Source organism: Billgrantia antri (assembly GCF_017868935.1).
GTDB classification, from domain to species: Bacteria; Pseudomonadota; Gammaproteobacteria; order Pseudomonadales; family Halomonadaceae; genus Halomonas; species Halomonas antri.
Map to the genome: position 1 here is coordinate 1,840,649 of NZ_CP053383.1, position 18,811 is coordinate 1,859,459.

14 protein-coding genes are annotated in these 18,811 nt (G+C 65.4%); 9 read left to right on the forward strand and 5 right to left on the reverse strand.

Features of this window, described 5'->3' with window-relative positions; all coding sequences use genetic code 11:
• Positions 1 to 26: 26 nt before the first annotated feature.
• The 5 genes from cysM to ppc are packed head-to-tail and all read left to right on the forward strand — an operon-like array spanning position 27 to position 8,162.
• The gene (gene cysM / locus HNO53_RS08575) at positions 27 to 923 is read left to right on the forward strand and encodes a cysteine synthase CysM (RefSeq protein WP_209477823.1); all 897 of its coding nucleotides are present in this window, start codon (positions 27 to 29) and stop codon (positions 921 to 923) included.
• Between the two features lies 1 nt (position 924).
• Complete coding sequence (locus HNO53_RS08580; protein WP_209477825.1) at positions 925 to 2,343, forward strand: TRAM domain-containing protein; 1,419 nt, start codon at positions 925 to 927, stop codon at positions 2,341 to 2,343.
• A gap of 4 nt (positions 2,344 to 2,347) precedes the next feature.
• Positions 2,348 to 4,624, forward strand: a complete 2,277-nt coding sequence (gene relA / locus HNO53_RS08585) for a GTP diphosphokinase (RefSeq protein WP_209477827.1) — start codon at positions 2,348 to 2,350, stop codon at positions 4,622 to 4,624.
• Entirely contained in the window at positions 4,621 to 5,517 is an 897-nt protein-coding gene (gene mazG / locus HNO53_RS08590) for a nucleoside triphosphate pyrophosphohydrolase (RefSeq protein WP_209477829.1), read from the forward strand. The genes relA and mazG overlap by 4 nt, the downstream gene beginning before the upstream one ends.
• Entirely contained in the window at positions 5,514 to 8,162 is a 2,649-nt protein-coding gene (ppc, locus tag HNO53_RS08595) for a phosphoenolpyruvate carboxylase (protein WP_209477831.1), read from the forward strand. Before mazG ends, ppc begins: the two co-directional genes overlap by 4 nt.
• Positions 8,163 to 8,245: 83 nt before the next feature.
• Here the strand turns inward: ppc and HNO53_RS08600 are convergent, their stop codons facing one another.
• From HNO53_RS08600 to HNO53_RS08615, 4 genes are all read right to left on the reverse strand, one after another.
• On the reverse strand, positions 8,246 to 8,905 hold the full coding sequence (locus HNO53_RS08600) for a peroxiredoxin (RefSeq protein ID WP_209477833.1): 660 nt from the start codon (positions 8,903 to 8,905) through the stop codon (positions 8,246 to 8,248).
• Positions 8,906 to 9,068: 163 nt separating this feature from the next.
• Positions 9,069 to 9,710, reverse strand: a complete 642-nt coding sequence (locus HNO53_RS08605) for a hypothetical protein (RefSeq protein WP_242597579.1) — start codon at positions 9,708 to 9,710, stop codon at positions 9,069 to 9,071.
• Between the two features lie 162 nt (positions 9,711 to 9,872).
• Positions 9,873 to 10,778: a ketopantoate reductase family protein gene (locus HNO53_RS08610; RefSeq protein ID WP_209477837.1), complete on the reverse strand. Its 906-nt coding sequence runs from the start codon at positions 10,776 to 10,778 to the stop codon at positions 9,873 to 9,875.
• A 67-nt stretch (positions 10,779 to 10,845) separates the two neighbouring features.
• Positions 10,846 to 12,774: a DNA topoisomerase III gene (locus tag HNO53_RS08615; RefSeq protein WP_209477839.1), complete on the reverse strand. Its 1,929-nt coding sequence runs from the start codon at positions 12,772 to 12,774 to the stop codon at positions 10,846 to 10,848.
• A gap of 132 nt (positions 12,775 to 12,906) precedes the next feature.
• Between HNO53_RS08615 and HNO53_RS08620 the strand changes: the two genes are divergently transcribed.
• Both HNO53_RS08620 and HNO53_RS08625 read left to right on the forward strand, forming a co-directional pair.
• Entirely contained in the window at positions 12,907 to 14,151 is a 1,245-nt protein-coding gene (locus tag HNO53_RS08620) for an ABC1 kinase family protein (RefSeq protein ID WP_209478578.1), read from the forward strand.
• An 87-nt stretch (positions 14,152 to 14,238) separates the two neighbouring features.
• Positions 14,239 to 16,056 carry an SEC-C domain-containing protein gene (locus HNO53_RS08625; protein WP_209477841.1) on the forward strand — a complete coding sequence of 606 codons (1,818 nt, stop codon included), beginning with the start codon at positions 14,239 to 14,241 and terminating at the stop codon, positions 16,054 to 16,056.
• Positions 16,057 to 16,064: 8 nt separating this feature from the next.
• Here HNO53_RS08625 and HNO53_RS08630 read toward each other — a convergent pair whose 3' ends face one another.
• Complete coding sequence (locus tag HNO53_RS08630; protein ID WP_209477842.1) at positions 16,065 to 17,432, reverse strand: AmpG family muropeptide MFS transporter; 1,368 nt, start codon at positions 17,430 to 17,432, stop codon at positions 16,065 to 16,067.
• Positions 17,433 to 17,606: 174 nt separating this feature from the next.
• Between HNO53_RS08630 and rfaH the strand changes: the two genes are divergently transcribed.
• Together rfaH and HNO53_RS08640 are read left to right on the forward strand one after the other, a co-directional pair.
• The gene (rfaH, locus tag HNO53_RS08635) at positions 17,607 to 18,149 is read left to right on the forward strand and encodes a transcription/translation regulatory transformer protein RfaH (RefSeq protein WP_209477844.1); all 543 of its coding nucleotides are present in this window, start codon (positions 17,607 to 17,609) and stop codon (positions 18,147 to 18,149) included.
• Between the two features lie 41 nt (positions 18,150 to 18,190).
• Complete coding sequence (locus tag HNO53_RS08640; RefSeq protein WP_209477846.1) at positions 18,191 to 18,697, forward strand: FKBP-type peptidyl-prolyl cis-trans isomerase; 507 nt, start codon at positions 18,191 to 18,193, stop codon at positions 18,695 to 18,697.
• Positions 18,698 to 18,811 lie beyond the last annotated feature (114 nt).

Here is an 18,811-nt window from a genome sequence, read left to right on the forward strand (position 1 = left end):
AAAGACCTTACCCTAAGGATGCTTACATGCAGTTCCCTACCATCGAGGATATCGTTGGGCATACGCCATTGATTCGGCTCAAGCGCATTGCGGCAGGGCGCAACAACACGCTGCTGGCCAAGCTCGAAGGCAACAATCCCGCCGGCTCGGTCAAGGATCGTCCGGCGCTGTCGATGCTGGAACAGGCCGAGGCCCGGGGTGACATCTCGCCTGGCGATACGTTGATCGAAGCCACTTCGGGCAATACCGGGATCGCGCTGGCCATGGCCGCGACGATCAAGGGATACCGCATGATCCTGATCATGCCTGAGAGCGCCTCGAGCGAGCGCAAGCAGGCCATGGCGGCCTATGGCGCCAGGCTGATCACGGTCAGCAAGGAGGGGGGCATGGAAGAAGCGCGCGACCTGGCCGAAGCCATGATTGCGCGCGGCGAGGGCAAGCCGCTCAATCAGTTCGCCAACCCCGACAATCCGCTGGCGCACTATCGTGGTACCGGCCCGGAGCTGTGGGAGCAGACCGGAGGCACGATCACGCACTTCGTCAGTTCCATGGGCACCACGGGAACGATCATGGGCGTGTCGGCATATCTCAAGGAACGCAACCCCGCTATTCAGATCGTGGGCCTGCAGCCGGAGGACGGTGCCAGCATTGCCGGCATTCGGCGCTGGCCCAAGGAGTACCTGCCGAGCATCTTCGATGCCACACGGGTCGACCAAGTGCTCGACATCGGCCAGCACGAAGCCGAGGAGCACATGCGTCGTCTGGCACGGGAGGAGGGCATCCTGGCGGGTGTCTCGTCCGGGGGTGCCCTGGCAGGTGCGTTGCGCATTGCCGAGACAGTCGAGAACGCGGTGATCGTCTTTATCGTCTGCGACCGTGGCGATCGCTATCTCTCGACTGGGTTGTTCGCTCCGGAGGCTTGAGGTGGCAATGCTTGGTAAGCGACGGCCGGCGCGGCAGCGTACCGGTGTCTCGGGGCTGCAGCGACGCGCGAACGAGGCTCCTGCTGCCGCGACACCGGCCGTAGAATCGTCGGTAGTCATCGAGCGGCTCGCCCACGACGGGCGGGGCGTGGCACATGCCGCCAGCGGCAAGACCCTGTTCGTCGAGGGGGCGCTGCCCGGTGAGCGCGTCGACGTGGCCGTGCATCGCACGCGCAAGCGCTACGACGAGGCCCATGTCCGCGAGCTGTTCGAGCCGGCGGCAGAACGGACCGTGCCGCCCTGCGTCTACTATGGCCAGTGCGGCGGCTGCGACCTGCAGCATCTCGTCGTCGAGGCCCAGCGCGAGCACAAGCGAGCAGTACTCGTCGAGCTGCTCCGGCGAGAGGGCATCGAACTGCCCGAGCCGCCAGGGTTGCTGGCGGGTGCGCCGCTCGGCTACCGTCGCCGTGCCCGGCTGGGTGTCAAGGTGGATGCCGAGGGCAACGTGCATCTCGGCTTTCGCGCTCGCCACACCAGCCGTCTGGTCGATATACAGGGTTGCGAGGTGCTGGTCCCCGAGCTGGCAGCACTGATCGGGCCGCTGCGGAAACTGCTGACAGAACTCGAGGCGCCACGCCTGGTGGGTCACCTGGAGTTGATCACTGCCGACTCGGCCCGGGTGGTGGTGGTGCGACAGTTGCGCGACAACGGCGCCGACCTGCAACGCTGGCGTGCGTTCGGCGAGGAGCACGGCGTGGCTCTCGCATGCCTGCTGGGGCGCGAGGAACCCAGCCTCGAATGGCTGGGGAAAACGCCGGCACTCGGCTATCGCTTGCCGGGGAGCGAGGGTGAGCTCGAACTTGGCTTCGCGCCGGGCGATTTCGTGCAGGTCAATGAGCAGGTCAATCGTGAGTTGGTGGCCACGGTGCGGCATTGGCTGGCGCCGGTTGCCAGTCGGCGCGTACTGGATCTGTTCGCCGGGATCGGCAATTTCGGCTTGCCGCTGGCAGTCGAAGGTGCCACGGTCACGGCGGCGGAGGGCAACCCTGACATGGTCGCCAGGCTACAGCACAATGCGGGCCGCAACGGGCTCGACATCGAAGCCTTGCAGCTCGACCTCAACGATCAGGCGGCCGTGGCGGCACTTCTTGCACGCCTTTCGCCCGAGGCGGTGGTTCTGGACCCGCCCCGGGACGGTGCCGATGCGGTATGCCGTGCGCTGATCGAACGCCCCGTGCCGCGGCTGGTCTACATTGCCTGTGACCCAGCCACGCTGGCGCGCGATGCGGCACGACTCGTGCATGGCGGTTATCGCATCCTCCGGGTGTCGGTGGCCGACATGTTCGTGCATACCTCGCACCTGGAGTCCCTGTTGTTGCTCGAGCACGGTGCAACGCAGCCGTCATCGCAAGGAGCCTAGAACGATGGTGAAAGTTCGCGACGATCAGCCACTGACGGACGATGGTGACGTCGACATCGGCCACTGGCTGGAGCGCCTCCAGGAAGACGTCAAGCTACGCGACCCCGCGGAACTGCGCGAGGCGTGTGAACTCGCCAAGCGGCTTTCCCAGGAAGTCGACCGCCCGCACAAGGCCTGGCTGCCCCGCGACACGACCTATCGCATGGGCTTGGAGATGGCCGATATCCTGGCCCTGCTCAAGCTCGACCAGCCGGCACTCGAAGCCGCGGTCCTCTATCGTGCCGTGCGTGAGGGCCTGATCTCGGTCGACGCCGTGGCCCGGCGTTTCGGTAAGGAGGTCGCGCATCTGATCGAGGGCGTGCTGCAGATGGCGGCCATCAGCAACGCCCAGGTTCCCAGTCAGGGGTTGGTACAGCACGACCAGCAGGACAACCTGCGCAAGATGCTGGTCACCATGATCGACGACGTGCGCGTGGCACTGATCAAGATCGCCGAGCGTACCTGCGCGCTGCGACAGGTCAAGGATGCACCGCGCGAGAAGCGCCTGCAGGTGGCGCGTGAGGTCTTCGACATCTACGCACCGCTGGCCCATCGCCTGGGTATCGGTCAGGTCAAGTGGGAGCTCGAGGATCTCTCGTTTCGCTACCTGCACGAGGATGACTACAAGACGATTGCCCGACAGCTGGCCGAGAAGCGTCTCGATCGCGATCGCTACATCCACGATGTCGTGGATGTGCTCAAGGAGATGCTCGAAGCGCAGGGCATCACTCGCTACGACGTCAACGGACGCGCCAAGCACATCTACTCGATCTGGCGCAAGATGAAGCGCAAGCGCATCGACTTTGCCCAAGTCAACGACGTGCGCGCCGTCCGCATTCTGGTGCCGGAGGTGACCGACTGCTACACCGTGCTGGGGTTGGTCCATTCGCGCTGGCATCACGTGCCCAACGAGTTCGACGACTACATCGCCAACCCCAAGAAGAACGGCTACCAGTCGCTGCACACTGCCGTGCTGGGGCCTGAGAACAAGGTGCTCGAGATCCAGATCCGCACCTTCGCCATGCACGACGAAGCCGAACTCGGTGTCTGCGCCCATTGGCGCTACAAAGGCCACGACACCAGCGGCAAGAGCTCCAGCTACGAAGAGAAGATCGCCTGGCTGCGCCAGGTGCTGGAGTGGCAGGACGAGGTCGGCGATTTCAGCGATTTGCGCGAAGGGCTCTCCAGCGATGTGGCGCCGGATCGCATCTATGTGTTCACCCCCGACGGTCACGTCATCGACCTGCCGCGTATCGCCACGCCCATCGACTTCGCCTATCGCGTGCACACCGAGGTCGGCCATCGCTGTCGCGGGGCCAAGATCGATGGTCGCATCGTACCGCTCACCTATAAGCTCAAGACCGGCCAGCAGGTCGAGATTCTTACCGCCAGCAAGGGGGGGCCCAGCCGCGACTGGCTCAATCCCAGCCTCGGCTACGTGCGCACCTCTCGGGCGCGGGCCAAGATTCAGTCGTGGTTCAAGCATCAGGCCCGCGAGCAGAACGTGGAGGAGGGCAAGGCACTGTTCGAGCGCGAGATGCGCCGCCTCGACGTGGAGGACATGGACCTCGACACCCTGGCGCACAAGGTCAACTACCAGTCGCCCGAGGACATGTATGCCGCGCTGGGAGCAGGCGACCTGCGCATCGGCCAGGTGCTGCACCAGGCCCAGCAGCTGTTCGGCGAGACCGACGACCAAGAGCAGCTCGACCGCCTGCTGGCCAAGCCGAGGCGCGACCAGGGAAAAGGCACGACCAGCGATATCACCGTGTTGGGCGTCGGCAATCTCAAGACCAGCATGGCCAACTGCTGCCATCCGGTGCCCGGCGAGCCGATCGTCGGATTCATCACCCAAGGGCGAGGCGTTACCGTGCATCGCCAGGACTGCCCCAACATCCTGCAGCTGCGCATCGACGAGCCGCAGCGGGTCATCGAGGTGGAGTGGGGACAGCGTGCCCGCACCCAATACCCGGTGGACATAGAGATCCAGGCCTGGGACCGCTCCGGGCTGCTGCGTGACGTCACGGGCATCCTCGGCAATGAAAAGGTCAACGTGCTGTCGGTGAATACCCTGACCGACACCAGCGACGGCATCGCGCGGATGCGCATCACGGTGGAAGTCGACGGGCTGGAGACGCTGGGCAGGCTTTTCTCGCGCATCCAGCAGCTGTCCAACGTGATCGAGGTCCAGCGTCTGCGCACCGGAGCCAAAGGGATGAAACGCAAGGGGAGTGGCACATGAGCGAGACCCGACACGGCATCGACGACCTGCTGATGCTGATGGCCGTGCTACGCGATCCCGAACAGGGTTGTCCGTGGGATCTCAAGCAGGACTGGGACAGCATCGTGCCACACACCCTGGAAGAGGCCTACGAGGTGGCCGACGCCATCGAGCGGCGCGCCTTCGACGAACTGCCGGGTGAGCTTGGCGACCTGCTGTTCCAGGTGGTCTACTACAGCCAGTTCGCGCGTGAGGAGGGGCGCTTCGACTTCCACGACGTGGTGCATACACTCACCGCCAAGATGGTACGCCGCCATCCGCACGTCTTTCCCGACGGCACCCTGGCGTCGCGTCGTCCTCCCGGTGTCAGCGCCGAGCAGGTGGAAGCCCGGCAAGTCAACAGTCGCTGGGAGTCGCTCAAGGCCGCGGAGCGGGTCGAGCGCGCAGAGGCCGAGACTAGCGTTTCGGTGCTCGACGACGTGCCGCGCACTTTGCCGGCGCTGTCGCGTGCCGCCAAGCTCTCCAAGCGCGCGGCGCGGGTGGGCTTCGACTGGCCCGACACCGCTGGGGTGATTGCCAAGATCCGTGAGGAGCTCGACGAGGTCGAGCAGGCCCTGGTCGAGGGCGATCAGCGCCATGCGGCTCAGGAAGTGGGCGACCTACTGTTCGCCGTGACCAACCTGGCGCGTAGCCTCAAGGCCGACCCCGAGCAGTGCCTGCGCGAGACCAACGCCAAGTTCGAGCGCCGTTTTCGTCACGTCGAGGCGGCCCTGGCCGAGCGTGGCATGACCACCCGCGACGTCGGTCTCGAGGCCATGGAAGGCTATTGGCAGCAGGCCAAGCGGCTCGAGGCCGAAGCGTCCAATACGCCAGCAGAACATTCCGAATCGACTTCAGGAGGAGATCGGCCATGAGCGGCGATCTGCACGAATCCCTACGCGACAACGTACGCATACTCGGCGACAGCCTGGGTCGCACCATCGCCGATGACCTGGGCAAGGGTTTCGTCGACCGCATCGAGACCATCCGCGGCCTGGCCAAGAGTGGCCGACAGGGGGACGTCCAGAGCAGCCGCGAGCTGATCGAGTATCTGCGCAAGCTGCCCGACCGCGACCTGCTGCCGGTGACGCGCGCCTTCAACCAGTTTCTCAACCTGGCCAACATCGCCGAGCAGCACTACCGGGCACGCTTCCGTCGCGTCGAGGATTACAAGCCCGGCTCACAGCCGGTGCTATCCGAACTGCTCGAGCGGGCTCGCCATGCCGGGCATGCGCCGCGCAAGCTGGTCGAGAGTCTCGCCAACATGCGTGTCGAGCTGGTGCTGACCGCCCATCCCACCGAGGTCATTCGCCGCACCCTGATCCAGAAGTACGATGCCATCGACGAGTGCCTCACCGTCATCGAATCGTCGCTGGACTACCCCGAGCGGGCCAGCCGTGCCCGCGGGCGCCTGGAAGAACTCATCAGCCAGGCCTGGCATACCGACGAGATTCGCCACGAGCGCCCTACCCCGGTGGATGAGGCAAAGTGGGGCTTCGCCGTTATCGAGAACTCGCTGTGGCAGGCGGTGCCGGCCTTCCATCGCGACCTCGACAGCCTGCTGCTGGAATCCGCCGGCGAGCGTCTGCCGCTGGATGCCGCGCCGATCGTGTTCGCCTCGTGGATGGGCGGCGATCGCGACGGCAACCCCAACGTCACCTCCCGCGTCACGCGTGAGGTCTTGCTGCTGGGGCGCTGGATGGCGGCGGATCTCTACCTGCGCGACCTCGAGCAGCTCAAGGCCGAGCTTTCCATGTGGAAGTGCAACAGTGCGCTTCGGGCCGAGGTCGGCAACGTTGCCGAGCCTTACCGTGAGCTGCTCAAGCGTCTGCTGCAGCGGGTCGAAGCCACCCGTGACTGGGCCAAGGCCCAGCTCGACGGACGCAGCTACGAGGGCGGTCCGGTCATCGAGAGCAGCGACCAGCTCTACGCGCCGCTGCTCACCTGCTATCGCTCGCTGTGCGACGTCGGTCTCGACACCATCGCCAACGGGGCCTTGCTCGATACCCTGCGCCGAGTGGCGGTGTTCGGCGTGACCCTGACCAAGCTCGACATCCGCCAGGAGGCGAGCCGTCATGCCATGGTCATGGAGGAGCTGACCCAGGCGCTGGAGCTCGGTCACTATCGCGACTGGAGCGAGGAGCAGCGCCAGGCTTTCCTGCTGGCCGAACTCGAGTCGCGCCGGCCGTTGATTCCTCGGCGCTGGGAGTGTTCGGCCGAGACCCGTGAGGTCCTCGATACCTTCCTGGTCATTGCCAACGAACAGTCCGAGGCGCTCGGCACCTATATCATTTCCATGGCCGCACAGCCTTCCGACGTGCTCACGGTAGCGCTGCTGATGAAGGAGGTGGGAGGCACCGTCTCGCTGCCCATCGCGCCGCTGTTCGAGACCCTCGACGACCTCAACCGTGCCGGCGACGTGATCGATCGCCTGCTGGCGCTGCCGGGCTACCGCACGCTGGCCGGCGAACGCCAGGAGGTGATGATCGGCTACTCGGACTCGGCCAAGGACGCCGGGCAGCTGGCGGCGGCCTGGGCCCAGTACCGCGCCCAGGAAAGGCTGGTCGAGGTGTGCCGTCACCACGGCGTAGATCTGACCCTTTTCCATGGTCGCGGCGGTGCCGTCGGTCGCGGTGGCGGTCCGGCCTATGCGGCCATCCTGTCGCAGCCGCCGGGCTCGGTGAATGGCAGCCTACGGGTCACCGAGCAAGGGGAGATGATTCGCTTCAAGTTCGGTCAGCCGGATATTGCCCTGCGCTCCATGGAAATCTACGCCTGCGCCGTACTCGAGGCGACGCTGTTGCCGCCCCCGGCGCCCGAGCCTCGCTGGCGTGAGGAGATGGATCGCCTGGCCGAGATCGCCCATGCGGCCTATGTCGGCGTGGTGCGGGAGGATGCCGACTTCGTGCCCTATTTTCGCGCAGTCACCCCCGAAGGCGTGCTGGGGCACTTGCCGCTGGGATCACGCCCGACCAAGCGTCGCCAGGATGGCGGTGTGGAGACACTGCGCGCGATTCCCTGGATCTTTGCCTGGACCCAGATTCGGCTGATGCTGCCGGCCTGGCTGGGCAGCGGTGAAGCCTTCTCCGCACGTATGGAAGAGGAAGGGGGGCTCGAGGTCCTGCGCGAGATGCGCGATCGTTGGCCCTTCTTCGGCACCTACCTGGACATGCTGGAGATGCTGCTGGCCAAGGCCGACGTGGGCATCGCCTCCTACTACGAGCAGCGCCTGGTCGATGAGCCGGCGCTCAAGGAACTCGGCACTGAGTTACGTCGCCGGTTCACCCAGTTGCAGTCCGTCGTACTGACGATTCTCGACCAGCCGCAGTTGCTGGAGCAGACGCCACTGATCCGTCAGGCCATCGAGGTGCGTAACCCCTATATCGACCCGCTTCACGGCTTGCAGGCCGAGCTACTGCAGCGTAACCGCGATGCCGATGGCGCCATCAGTGGTGAACTCTCACGCGCCCTGATGGTGACCATGGCGGGTATCGCTGCGGGCCTGCGCAACACGGGCTAGAAGGCACTGAGCTCGGCCATGGTCGGGACGAATCGCCCCGGCCTTGGCCGGGGCGATTCATGCGTAGTCAGCTCAGACGTGGCTTACTGCGGCTGCTTCACCGTACGCAGATAGGGCTTGATGGTCGTAAAGCCCTCCGGGTACTTCTTCTTCGCTTCCTCGTCGCTGACTGCGGGCGGGATGATCACATCGTCACCGGGGCGCCAGTTTACCGGCGTGGCCACGGTGTGCTTGGCGTTGAGCTGCACCGAGTCGAGCAGGCGCAGGACTTCGTTGAAGTCGCGGCCCGAGGTCATCGGGTAGACCAGCATCGCCTTGACCTTCTTGTCCGGCCCGATGAGGAACACCGAACGTACCGTGGCGTTGTCGGCCGGGGTGCGGCCCTCGGCGCTGCCCGGTTCCTCGGCAGGCAGCATGTCGTAGAGCTTGGCGACCTCGAGCTTGTCATCGCCGATCATCGGGTAGTTGGGCGCGGCGCCCTGGGTCTCTTCGATGTCTTTGGACCAGGCGGCATGATTGTCGACCGGGTCCACCGAGAGACCGATGATCTTGGTATTGCGCTTGTCGAACTCTGGCTTGAGCTTGGCCATGTAACCGAGCTCGGTGGTGCATACCGGGGTGAAGTCCTTGGGATGCGAAAAGAGAATGCACCAGCTGTCACCGATCCATTCATGGAAGTTCAGCGTACCTTGGGTGGTTTGCGCCGTGAAATCGGGCGCGGTATCGCCGATTCTGAGACTCATCTGCGTGACTCCAGGGAACAGGTTCAGGGAGAGGGCCACAACGCTGCGCGACCCGCCAGTTCACTATAGGACATGATGCGTAAGAACACCCGGCTATGACAAGAGGGCTTGAGCCAATCCAAACGCTCTATGGCGCGACGTATCTAGCGGGTAGTGCGGTGGCTTAGAAAGCGTAATGGAGCGAGGCCGTGATCAGGTTCAGGTGAGCCATGCTGGGTGAGTCGATTTCCTCGAACTCCAGGCGACTGACGAGGCGGTCGTACTGCAATCTCGCGCCGAAGCCCTGGATGCGAGCGGTGCCGTTCGTCGCGAAAAGCGGCTCGGTCTGTGTGACCGGGTCGCCGTCCCACTCGGCGAAACCCGACTTGGCATAAAGTCCTAGCTGGCCCATGCGCACTCCTGCGACCAGGCTACCGCCCAGGGTAGTGGTATTGACCAGCATGGCCTGATCGGAATGATGGGTGGGGACTTCGTCGCTTTCGCGATATGTAAACTCGGCGCCGAGGTCGAGCTGAGGCAGGTTCATCGGGGAGAAGCCCGCCGTCACGCGGAAGCCGGAAGTATGGCCGTCGATCGACTCGAGGTCGCCGCCTTCCAGCACGACGCCATTGTCGAGATGCATCAGGTCGCTGGTTCTACTGGCGTAGGAGGGTCTTTTCAGGGAAGGCAGTGCCAAGGAGGCCAGCAAATCGTGGGAGGCGTCGGTGTAGGCGACGGGTTCGCTGTACAGAGGCGCGTGCCCACCCTCAGGCAAACCATTGTCTGCCATGGCCACGAGTGGTGGCAATGTCAGGCTGGCAGCCATGATCATGGCACCTCTGAAACACGCGTTCATGTTTCTGACCTATATCCCTGTGCGATACGGTTCGTTGGCCCGTTAGCGGCAAACGAAACACGCGTCTAGCTCGGGCGACAAAACCCATCTCAAGAGCTTAGCAGCCTCCCCTTGTGCCTGCCAGGTGGCCTCTCAACGCTGGAGCGGCCGAGCCTGGGCCAGAGAGGCGTCGAGTTCGCTCAGGCAGGGGGCGGCAATACCGTGCCGTTGGGCGGCAGCCAGCAGGGGGCCGAGGATGGCCTCACGCTCGGTAGGTCTTCCAGCCATGACGTCCTGCAGCATCGAGGCGCGATTGTTGGCGGTTGCCGCGATCACCTGCCAGACCAGCGCGTGCCAGCCCGCCGTGGGAGGTGGAACATGCTCCGATGCCAAGATGCTTGCCACTTCGGCGATGATTCGCTCCACCATGGGGCGGAAGGGGCGGTCGCGCAATTGGCCGTTACGGATACGAAAGCGTGCCACCAGCGGATTGATGGCCGCATTCACCGCCAGCTTGTGCCACAGCCGGGTCTCGATGTCCTCGACCGCCTCGGCGGCCAGGCCGGCCTGGCCGAGCAGGTCAGCCAATTCACGGCACGCCGACGCATGCCGGTTGGCGAGGTCGCCGAGGTAGGTAATACCGCGGCCGGCATGGGTCACGGCGTCGTCACCATTCACCCAGGCACCTTCGGTGGTAGAGGCACACACCACCGGGCCCGGATGGCGGCGCTCGAGTTCGGGCTGTATCTGATAGCCGTTCTGCCACAGCACCAGCGTCGGTGCGCCGGGCAACCGGGCCATGGCGGCAGCATAGGCGGCCTCGGCGGCATAGGCCTTGGTGGTCAGGTGCAGAAAGACCGGCGTTGCGGCCGGCAGATTTTCGAGCTCGGCAACGGCAAGGTGACGCGAGCGCTGCGCGCCCTCCGGCGTGGTCAGGATCTGCTCGGCGGGCAACGCTCGGCGCCCGGCCAGCACGACCGGCACGACATCGGCCAGGTGCATGGCCAGTAGCCGGCCCAGGGCGCCGGGGCCGACGATCAGGTGGGTCTGGTCGTTCATGAGATGCCTTGGTGGATGAACAAAGGCAGCATACCGATGCCCGGTGACCGGATGCCAGCCTGCGGGCTCAAGCGCTCGTGCGTGGCTTGCGGCGAGTGCGTGGCGAAGTGCTGCGGCCGCCTCGTCTCTTGTCGGCCGCCCCGCGTCGTTTCGGTGCGGCAGCGACCTCACCCTGGGCCGTGGCCATGGCCTGACGCAGGCGATTTGCGTCGGCGCTGCCCAGCAGGCCACGCAGGTCCTCGATCAAGGCGCAGAGGAACGGTGCCGGGTCGTCGCCGTGCTCGGCAATGGCCGTCAGTCGCTGTTCCCACTGTGCCGTGCGCTCGGGCCGTGAAGCAGCCTCGGGCAGTGAGGCCACCAGCCCACTACCCAGCCGGGTGGCGCGCAGCGACTTCTTCTGGCGTACCAGGTAGCCGCGTTCGATGAGTGTCTCGATGATGCCGGCGCGGGTTGCCTCGGTACCCAGTCCGTCATGCTCGCGCAGGGTACGCCTGACCTCGGGGTCGTCGACATAGCGGGCGATGTTCATCATCGCCTTGATCAGACTGGCGTCGGTGAAGGGGTCCGGTGGGCGTGTCTCGCGCTCCTCGACCTCGCATGCCGTGACCCGGCAGCTCTCGCCCTCCGTAAGCGGTGGCAGCGGCGGGGCTTCCTCGCGGGTGGTGAACAGCGGCTTCCAGCCTGGTTGGAGCAGTTCCTGGCCGCTGGCGCGAAAACGCTCGGCGAGGATAGTGAACTCTGCCTTCACTTCACGGGTGATCAGCGGGGGATAGAACTGGGCCAGCACGTTGCGCGCGATCAGGCGGAACACGTCGGCTTCGGTGCGCTCCAGTCGCTCGAGCTTGGCCGGCTTGCCGGTGGGCGCCAGGGCATGGTGTGCGCCCACTCTCTTGTCGTCCCAGGCCTTGGAGCGCAGGCTGAAGTCGGCGCCTGCCAGCCAGCCACGCAGGGTCTCGTCCTGTCCGCAGGCGCTCGCCAGAGTGGCACGAGCCTGGGCCAGGTGCTCCTCGGGCAGGTAGCGACAGTCCGAGCGCGGATAGGTAATCAACTTGTGGCGCTCGTAGAGGCGTTGGCAGATGTCCAGCACGGCCTTGGCGGAGAGCCCGAAGCGCCGCGCGGCGTCCACCTGCAGCGCCGAGAGCGAGTAGGGCAACGGGGCGGACTGGCGCTTCTGGCGGGTCTCGAGCGAAGTGAGCCGGCCTTCGGCGCCGGGCAGCCGTTCGGCCAGAGCCTGGGCCGGAGCATGCTCGAGCAGGCGGCCCTGCTCGTCAAGCCGATGGTTCTCGCCCGGCTGCCACCAGGCGCGCAGCTGGCCGCTGGCCACCGCCAGATCGGCCCACAGCACATAAAAGGGGTGGGGCTTGAAATCGCGTATTTCGGCGTCGCGGCGCACCACCAGCCCGAGCACCGGGGTCTGCACCCGACCCACCGAGAGCACACCGTCGTGACCGGCCTGACGCCCGGTCAGGGTCCAGGCCCGGGTCAGGTTGATGCCGTACAGCCAGTCGGCGCGAGAGCGGGACTCGGCGGCGCGGTAGAGCGGCTGGTAGTGTGCGTTGTCCTCCAGCCGTGCCAGGGCCCGCTGTACCGCGGGCCGGTTGAGGTCGCTGACCAGCAGGCGTGACACCGGCCCCTTCCAGCCCAGGTACTCGATCACTTCCTGTACCAGCAGTTGCCCCTCGCGGTCCGGATCGCCGGCATGCACCACTTCGTGGGCCTGCTTGAGCAGCTTGCGAATGACGGCGAGCTGCCCCCTGGCCTTGGGCCGCGGGCTGAGCTGCCAGCGAGATGGCAGGATCGGCAAGTGGTCCAGGCGCCACTGCTTGAAGGCGGGATCGTAGGCATCGGGTGGCGCCTGCTCCAGCAGATGGCCCAGGCACCAGGTGACAATGGAGTCACCGGCGTGAAGGGCGCCGTCCTCGCGGCGTGCACCGCCCGGTAGCGCCTCGGCGATGGCCCGGGCCAGGCTGGGTTTTTCGGCGATGATCAGGCGCATATCACCCTTTCGCTGCAGTCGAGTCGTATTCTTTATGGATATTCTTACAGTAAACGACCGACAAGGCCAGAGGCCGAAAGTGCCACGAGCTGTACAATGGCTCCAGCGAATATCAACGAGGAGAGCGCCACCATGCGGGAGCGGGGAAGGACGCGGCGACTGATGGGTCTCGGGGCGCGCACCGGCGGCACCTTGCTGCGCAGCCGATTCGGCGGCCAGGCCGACTGGCGCGCGCTGGGCGAGGCGCTATTCGCGGGGCTCTCCGAGCTGAAGGGGCCTGCCATGAAGCTGGCCCAGATCGTGGCTCAGTGGGACGACCTGCTGCCGCCGGATCTCGCCGCTGAGCTGGCGCGCCTGCAACGCCAGGCCGAGCCCATGCCCTGGGAGGGCATACGGCGTACCTTGGTCGAGCAGTATGGCGAGCTGGACACACATTTCCGCGAGATCGAGTCTCGGCCCTTCGCCAGTGCTTCCATGGGACAGGTGCATCGTGCGACCACGCATGACGGCGAGACGCTGGTACTCAAGGTGCAGTATCCGGGGCTGGCCGAAGTACTCGAGAGCGACCTGGCCCAGCTTCGGCGCCTCATGCGCCTCGGCCGCTGGCTCCAGGTGCCCCAGGCACGCCTGGACACCCTGTTCGAGGAGCTAGCCGCCAGCCTGCGCAGCGAGCTCGACTACCATGCCGAGGCTTGCGCCCTGCAACGCTATCGGCTGCGCTATGCCCATCACGCGAGCTTGGTCATCCCCGAGCCGCTGCCTACTCTTTCCGGTCCGCGGGTGCTGGCCATGCGCTACTTGGCGGGTACGCCGCTGCGTGGGCTCGAGGAAGCGGACGATGCTCTGCGGCAACGCATCGCCACGACTCTGGCCGACTGGCTAACCGAAGAACTTTTCACCTATGGCGAACTGCATGCCGATCCGCATGCTGGCAACTTTGCCGTCGATGCCGAGGGCCGGCTGGTGATCTACGACCTGGGCGCGGTGATCCCGGTGCCGGCAGCGCACCTCAAGGCGACGCTGCAACTACTCGATGCCACCCTGGCGGCTGACCCCATGGGCATGGACGACGCCCTGCGTCGGCTGGGTGGGCGCCAGGGGCAGGGGGCACCGCTGGCGCTCTATCGCGAATCCGCCGAGGCGGTGGCGCCGCTGTTCGAGCCGGGTCCCCAGGACTTCTCCGATGTGCGGGTGCACCGTCGCCTGCGTGAGCTTTCCCCCAAGGTATGGGCGGCCATGGATCGCCTGCAGCCGCCGGCGGACATACTGCTGTTGTCACGCACCTTGAACGGGCACTACTGGAACCTGGTGCGCCTTGGGGCTCGCCTCGACATGCATGCCCGTACCCGCCCGCTACTGGCCTGGGCGCAACGATGAAGGCATGCGGCGACGCCTGGCTTGTGTGCAGCACCGAACCACGCTTCCCTGTTACTATATGCGCCTTTTGAACTGGCGGAGAGTGTGATGCTGGCAGTATGGGTGGAACAGCTGCTGGGCTATGCGTCGGGTGCCCTGGCGGCTATCCGTGCGGAGGAGCGTTATCCGGCCTTCATGGCCTGGGCGCGTGAGGAGGGGGCCGAGCTGATGGGCGGTGACCTGGCCATGGCCCAGGCACTCGCCCCGATCCTGTGGAGCCAGACCCCACTCGAGCGTGCCGGCTTCACCTGCGAACCCTTGGCACGCCCTGGCCGCAACGAACCCTGCTGGTGCGACTCCGGGCGCAAGACCAAGCACTGCTGCGGCGCCGTTGCGATGCCTGCCGAAGTGCCTGATCACCTGATGTGGATGCTCTCGCTGCGCGACTGGAAGGGACCTACGCTCAAGGCCGCACTCGAGAGTGGCAACGCGCCCGCCCAGGCCCTGCTCGAGGCCGGGCTGATCGCCGCCGAAACGGGCCAGCGCGGACGTGCCCAGCAGATCCTCGAGTCGCTGTTCCAGCGGGCCGACTGGTCGCGGCTGCCGGCCCAGGCCGAGCCCGCCTTCGAACTGTTGATCGACCTCTACCAGGAGCGCGGCTTCATCCGCAAGCGTGCCGAACTGCTCGACGAGGTACTCGAGCGCGGTCCGCTGTTCCTGCGCGGCGTGGCCCTGGAACGGCTGTGCCTGATGCATCTGGATAACGACGACCTGGATAGCGCCCGTTCCGCTTTCGTGCGGGCCCAGCAGGCGCTGCCCGATTCGCCCACGCTGGCCTATATCGAAGCCATGCTGCTGCTGCACGAGGGCCACGAGGAGGAGGCCGCAGAGCGAGCGCGTTTCTGGTTCCGACGTCTGGCGCGCAAGGGTGAACTGGAGCCGGACCAGCTGCAGTTCCTGGCCGACCTGGCGGAGAACCCCGGTGCCACCCTGGCCGACCAATTGCTCAACGCCGAGGAGGACCTGGCGGAGCCACTAGCCGCCTTGCAGGAGTTGCTGTCGGAGTTGCCTATGGCGCCCGGACTGGATGTGCATCGAACCGAGGCAGGCGAGCTGGAGTACCACAGCAGCGCGCGGGAGGACACCTTGTTCGCCGCCTGGCAGAAATCCTTCCAGGTGGAAGTGGATGACGAGAGTGCACTGGGACTCAAGGGCGACCCTTGGGTCCAGGCGGGGGATTGGTTGCGCGAACTCTGCGCTCATCCTGAATGGCTCGATTCGCCGCGCGTGGTGGAGTCGCTCACACTGGCCTTGACCAGCCGCTTCGGCAGCCTACCGTGGATGTCACCGAGTCTGTTCGAACCCTTGGCCGATCGCCTGGAGCGCTGGCTCGAACGAGTGCGGGACGCAGGCGAAGGCGCTTTCCTGTGGGACAGTGCCGATAATGCCGTACTGCTGCGCACCGGCCTGGCGCTCGTGGTGGGCATGGAGCGGGGCGCTCGTGAGCGTTCGCGGCGTCTGGCCGAGCGGCTTTTGTCGCTTGACGATCAGGACAGCCTGGGCCTGCAGGAGCTGGTGCTCGACCAACTCCTGCGCGAAGGGCGCAACCGCGAAGCGCTCGCCGTGTCCGAGAACCGGCGTGAGGATGCGCCGGTGCTAGGACTCCTCATGGGCCGCGCGCTGGCGCTGTTTCGGCTGGAGCGTATCGACGAGGCCAACGAAACGCTGCGCGAGGTGCGCCGTCACAATCCCCACGCACTAACCATGCTGTGCGCTGAACAGACCCGTCCAGTCCCCTCGGGCCCGGACAGCGTCGCCGAGCCTGGCACCCGTGCCGAGGCATGGCAGTACCGCACGCTGATGCGCGACCAGTGGCGCACGACCCCCGGGGCTCTGGCTTGGCTGCAAGAGCAGATCGACGCCTAGGTGCCCGGTCACGCCGTGCGGGGGGCCGGGGGGGGCACCAGCGCCTTGTCGCGGCTGACCCAAATCGCCAGCGCAATGGCCGGCAACCCCAGGGCCGTGGCAATCACGAAGAAGGTGGGGTATCCCTCCGCTGCCACCACCATCCCGCCGAAACCGCTGAGGAATTTGCCCGGCAGCGTCATCAGCGAGGAAAACAGCGCGTATTGGGTGGCGGTATAGGCGCGCGATGTCAGGCTCGACAGGAAAGCGATGAACACCGCGCTGGCCAGGCCGTTGGACAAGTTGTCGCCCACAATTGTCATTACCAGCATTGGCAGGCTCTGACCGGCCAGCGCTAAGGCGGCGAACAGCAGATTGGTCAACGTCGCTGCCACCGCCCCCAGCACCAGTATCGGACCGATACCGTAGCGCGCCACCAGCAGCCCGCCCAGGATGCCGCCGCCGATACTCATGGCGATGCCGAATACGTTGGTGACGTTGGCGATGGTTTCCAGTGAAAAGCCCAGGTCGATGTAGAGGGGATTGGCCATTGAGGCCATGGCCAGGTCGCTGATGCGAAACACCGCCACGAACACCAGCAGCCACAGCGCCTTGAGGCGATGGCGGGAAATGAAATCGGTGAAAGGGCATACCACAGCGCCGATTAGCCAGGCACCTAGACGACGCAGCAGCCGCGGCTTGCCGCGGCTGACGCGAATGAAGGCACGCACGCGGGGTTCATGGATCAACTGGCTGGTCAGCGATAGTCGCTCGGGCTCGGGACGCAGCAGTACCGTGATGATGCCAACCCCAACGAGCAGCGCCATGGTCAGGTAGGCGGCTTGCCAGGAGAGCCAGGACGCCACGTAGAGAGCGCCGGCCCCGGCGGCCACCAGTCCACCGCGATAGCCAATGATATAGGTCGATGCCATGGCCGCCTGCATGTCGTCGGGTGCAGATTCGATGCGAAAGGCATCGATGGCGATATCCTGCGTGGCCGAACCGAACGCCACCAGCAGCGCGAAGCCAGCCACCAGTGGCAGGTTCTGCTGTGGATCGAGACTCGCCAGGCCCACCAGTCCTCCGGCGATCAGGGCCTGGGCCAGCAGCATCCAGCTGCGCCGTTGGCCGAAGGTGCGCGTCAACACCGGCAAGGCCAGGCGATCCACCACCGGCGCCCAGAAGAACTTGATCGAATAGAGCATGCCGATCCACGCGAAAAAGCCGATGGCGGCTACCTGAACGCCATCGCTGCGCAGCCAGGCCGAAAGGGTCGAGAAGACCAGCAGGAACGGCAAGCCAGCCGAGAACCCCAGGAACAGCATGGTGATCACAGGGGCGCGCAGATAAATGGCCAGAGCGGCTTGCCAGCTACGCTGAGGGAAGGGGGGGGTCATGCGTGGCGACACTCCTCGATGAACAGAGACCGATGGTCGGCCCGCTGCCGGTAACAATGGTAGAATGGCCCACCGTTCGGCGGAGGTGGGCGGCCCAGCAGGCCATCGTTAGGCCGCTCGATTGTTGCAGAGCCCCGGCATTGATGCCAGCGGGAGATCCGGTAGGAGACCTTCATGAGCCACAGCGAACGTCAGCCGATCGAAGACGAGAACGACAGCCTGCCGCGCTGGTACGTCGTTCAGTGCAAGGGTGGAGAGTCCTTTCGTGCTGCTGAGCACCTTGCCAACCAGGATTACGAGCTGTTCCATCCTATCCTGCAGTTACAGAAGAAGCGCGGTGGCAAGCTGGTATGGCTGGATGAGCCGCTGTTCCCCCACTATCTCTTTATTCGACTCGATCGTATCGCCAGCAACTGGCGCCCCATCCGCTCGACCCGCGGCGTACTCAGAATCGTCACCTTCGGCGATCGTCCCTTGCCGGTGGACGACGAACTGGTTGCACTGCTGCGTGAACAGGGCGCACAAGGGCAGGAGAGCGCCGCCAACGTCTATTTCCGTGCCGGCGAGAAAGTAGAAATAACCGAAGGGCCGTTCAAGGATTTGCAGGCCGTCTTTGCCAGCCACAAGGGTGACGAACGGGCCATCGTGCTGCTCAATCTGCTCAATCGCCAGCAGCAACTGGAAATGCCCGTGGCGAACCTGCGTCCGCAAACGTGATCGCCTGAGGCATGCCCTGCCAACGACCACAGGAGTTATTCATGAAGATCGCCCCACAGCGGGTCGTGACCCTGCACTACGTGCTCAGCGACGCACACGGCCAGGTACTCGACGACTCGCGGGCGCGTGCCAAGCCCCTCGAGTACCTGCATGGGCATGACAACCTCATGGCTGGCCTCGAGCGCGTCCTGGTAGGCCACGCTGCCGGCGACAGGCTGAGCGTGACACTGGCGCCAGAAGAAGCCTACGGCGAGCGCAACGATAGCCTGATCCAGGAGGTCGGACGCGGTGCCTTTCCCCAGGATGACCTGGCGCCTGGCATGCGCTTCCAGACACCAGGCGACGACGGTCCTCAGATCGTCACCGTACTCGAGCTGCGCGCCGACGGTGTGCTGATCGATACCAACCATCCCTTGGCAGGGCAGACCCTGAGCTATGCTCTGGAAGTGCTCGAAGTGCGCGAGGCGACTCGTGCCGAGTTGGCCAAGGGGCATCCGCTTCCCGTCGGTGTCGAACCGTCCCAGGTCGAAGATCGCAAGGCTCCCTGACCGTTCGAAACCCCGAATCACCCCAAAAAACTGACCTGTATCAATTCGCTGAGCGGCACTTGACGCGGCCGAGGCGAAATTTGATGCAGGTCAGTTTTCCCTTTGCATCAACCG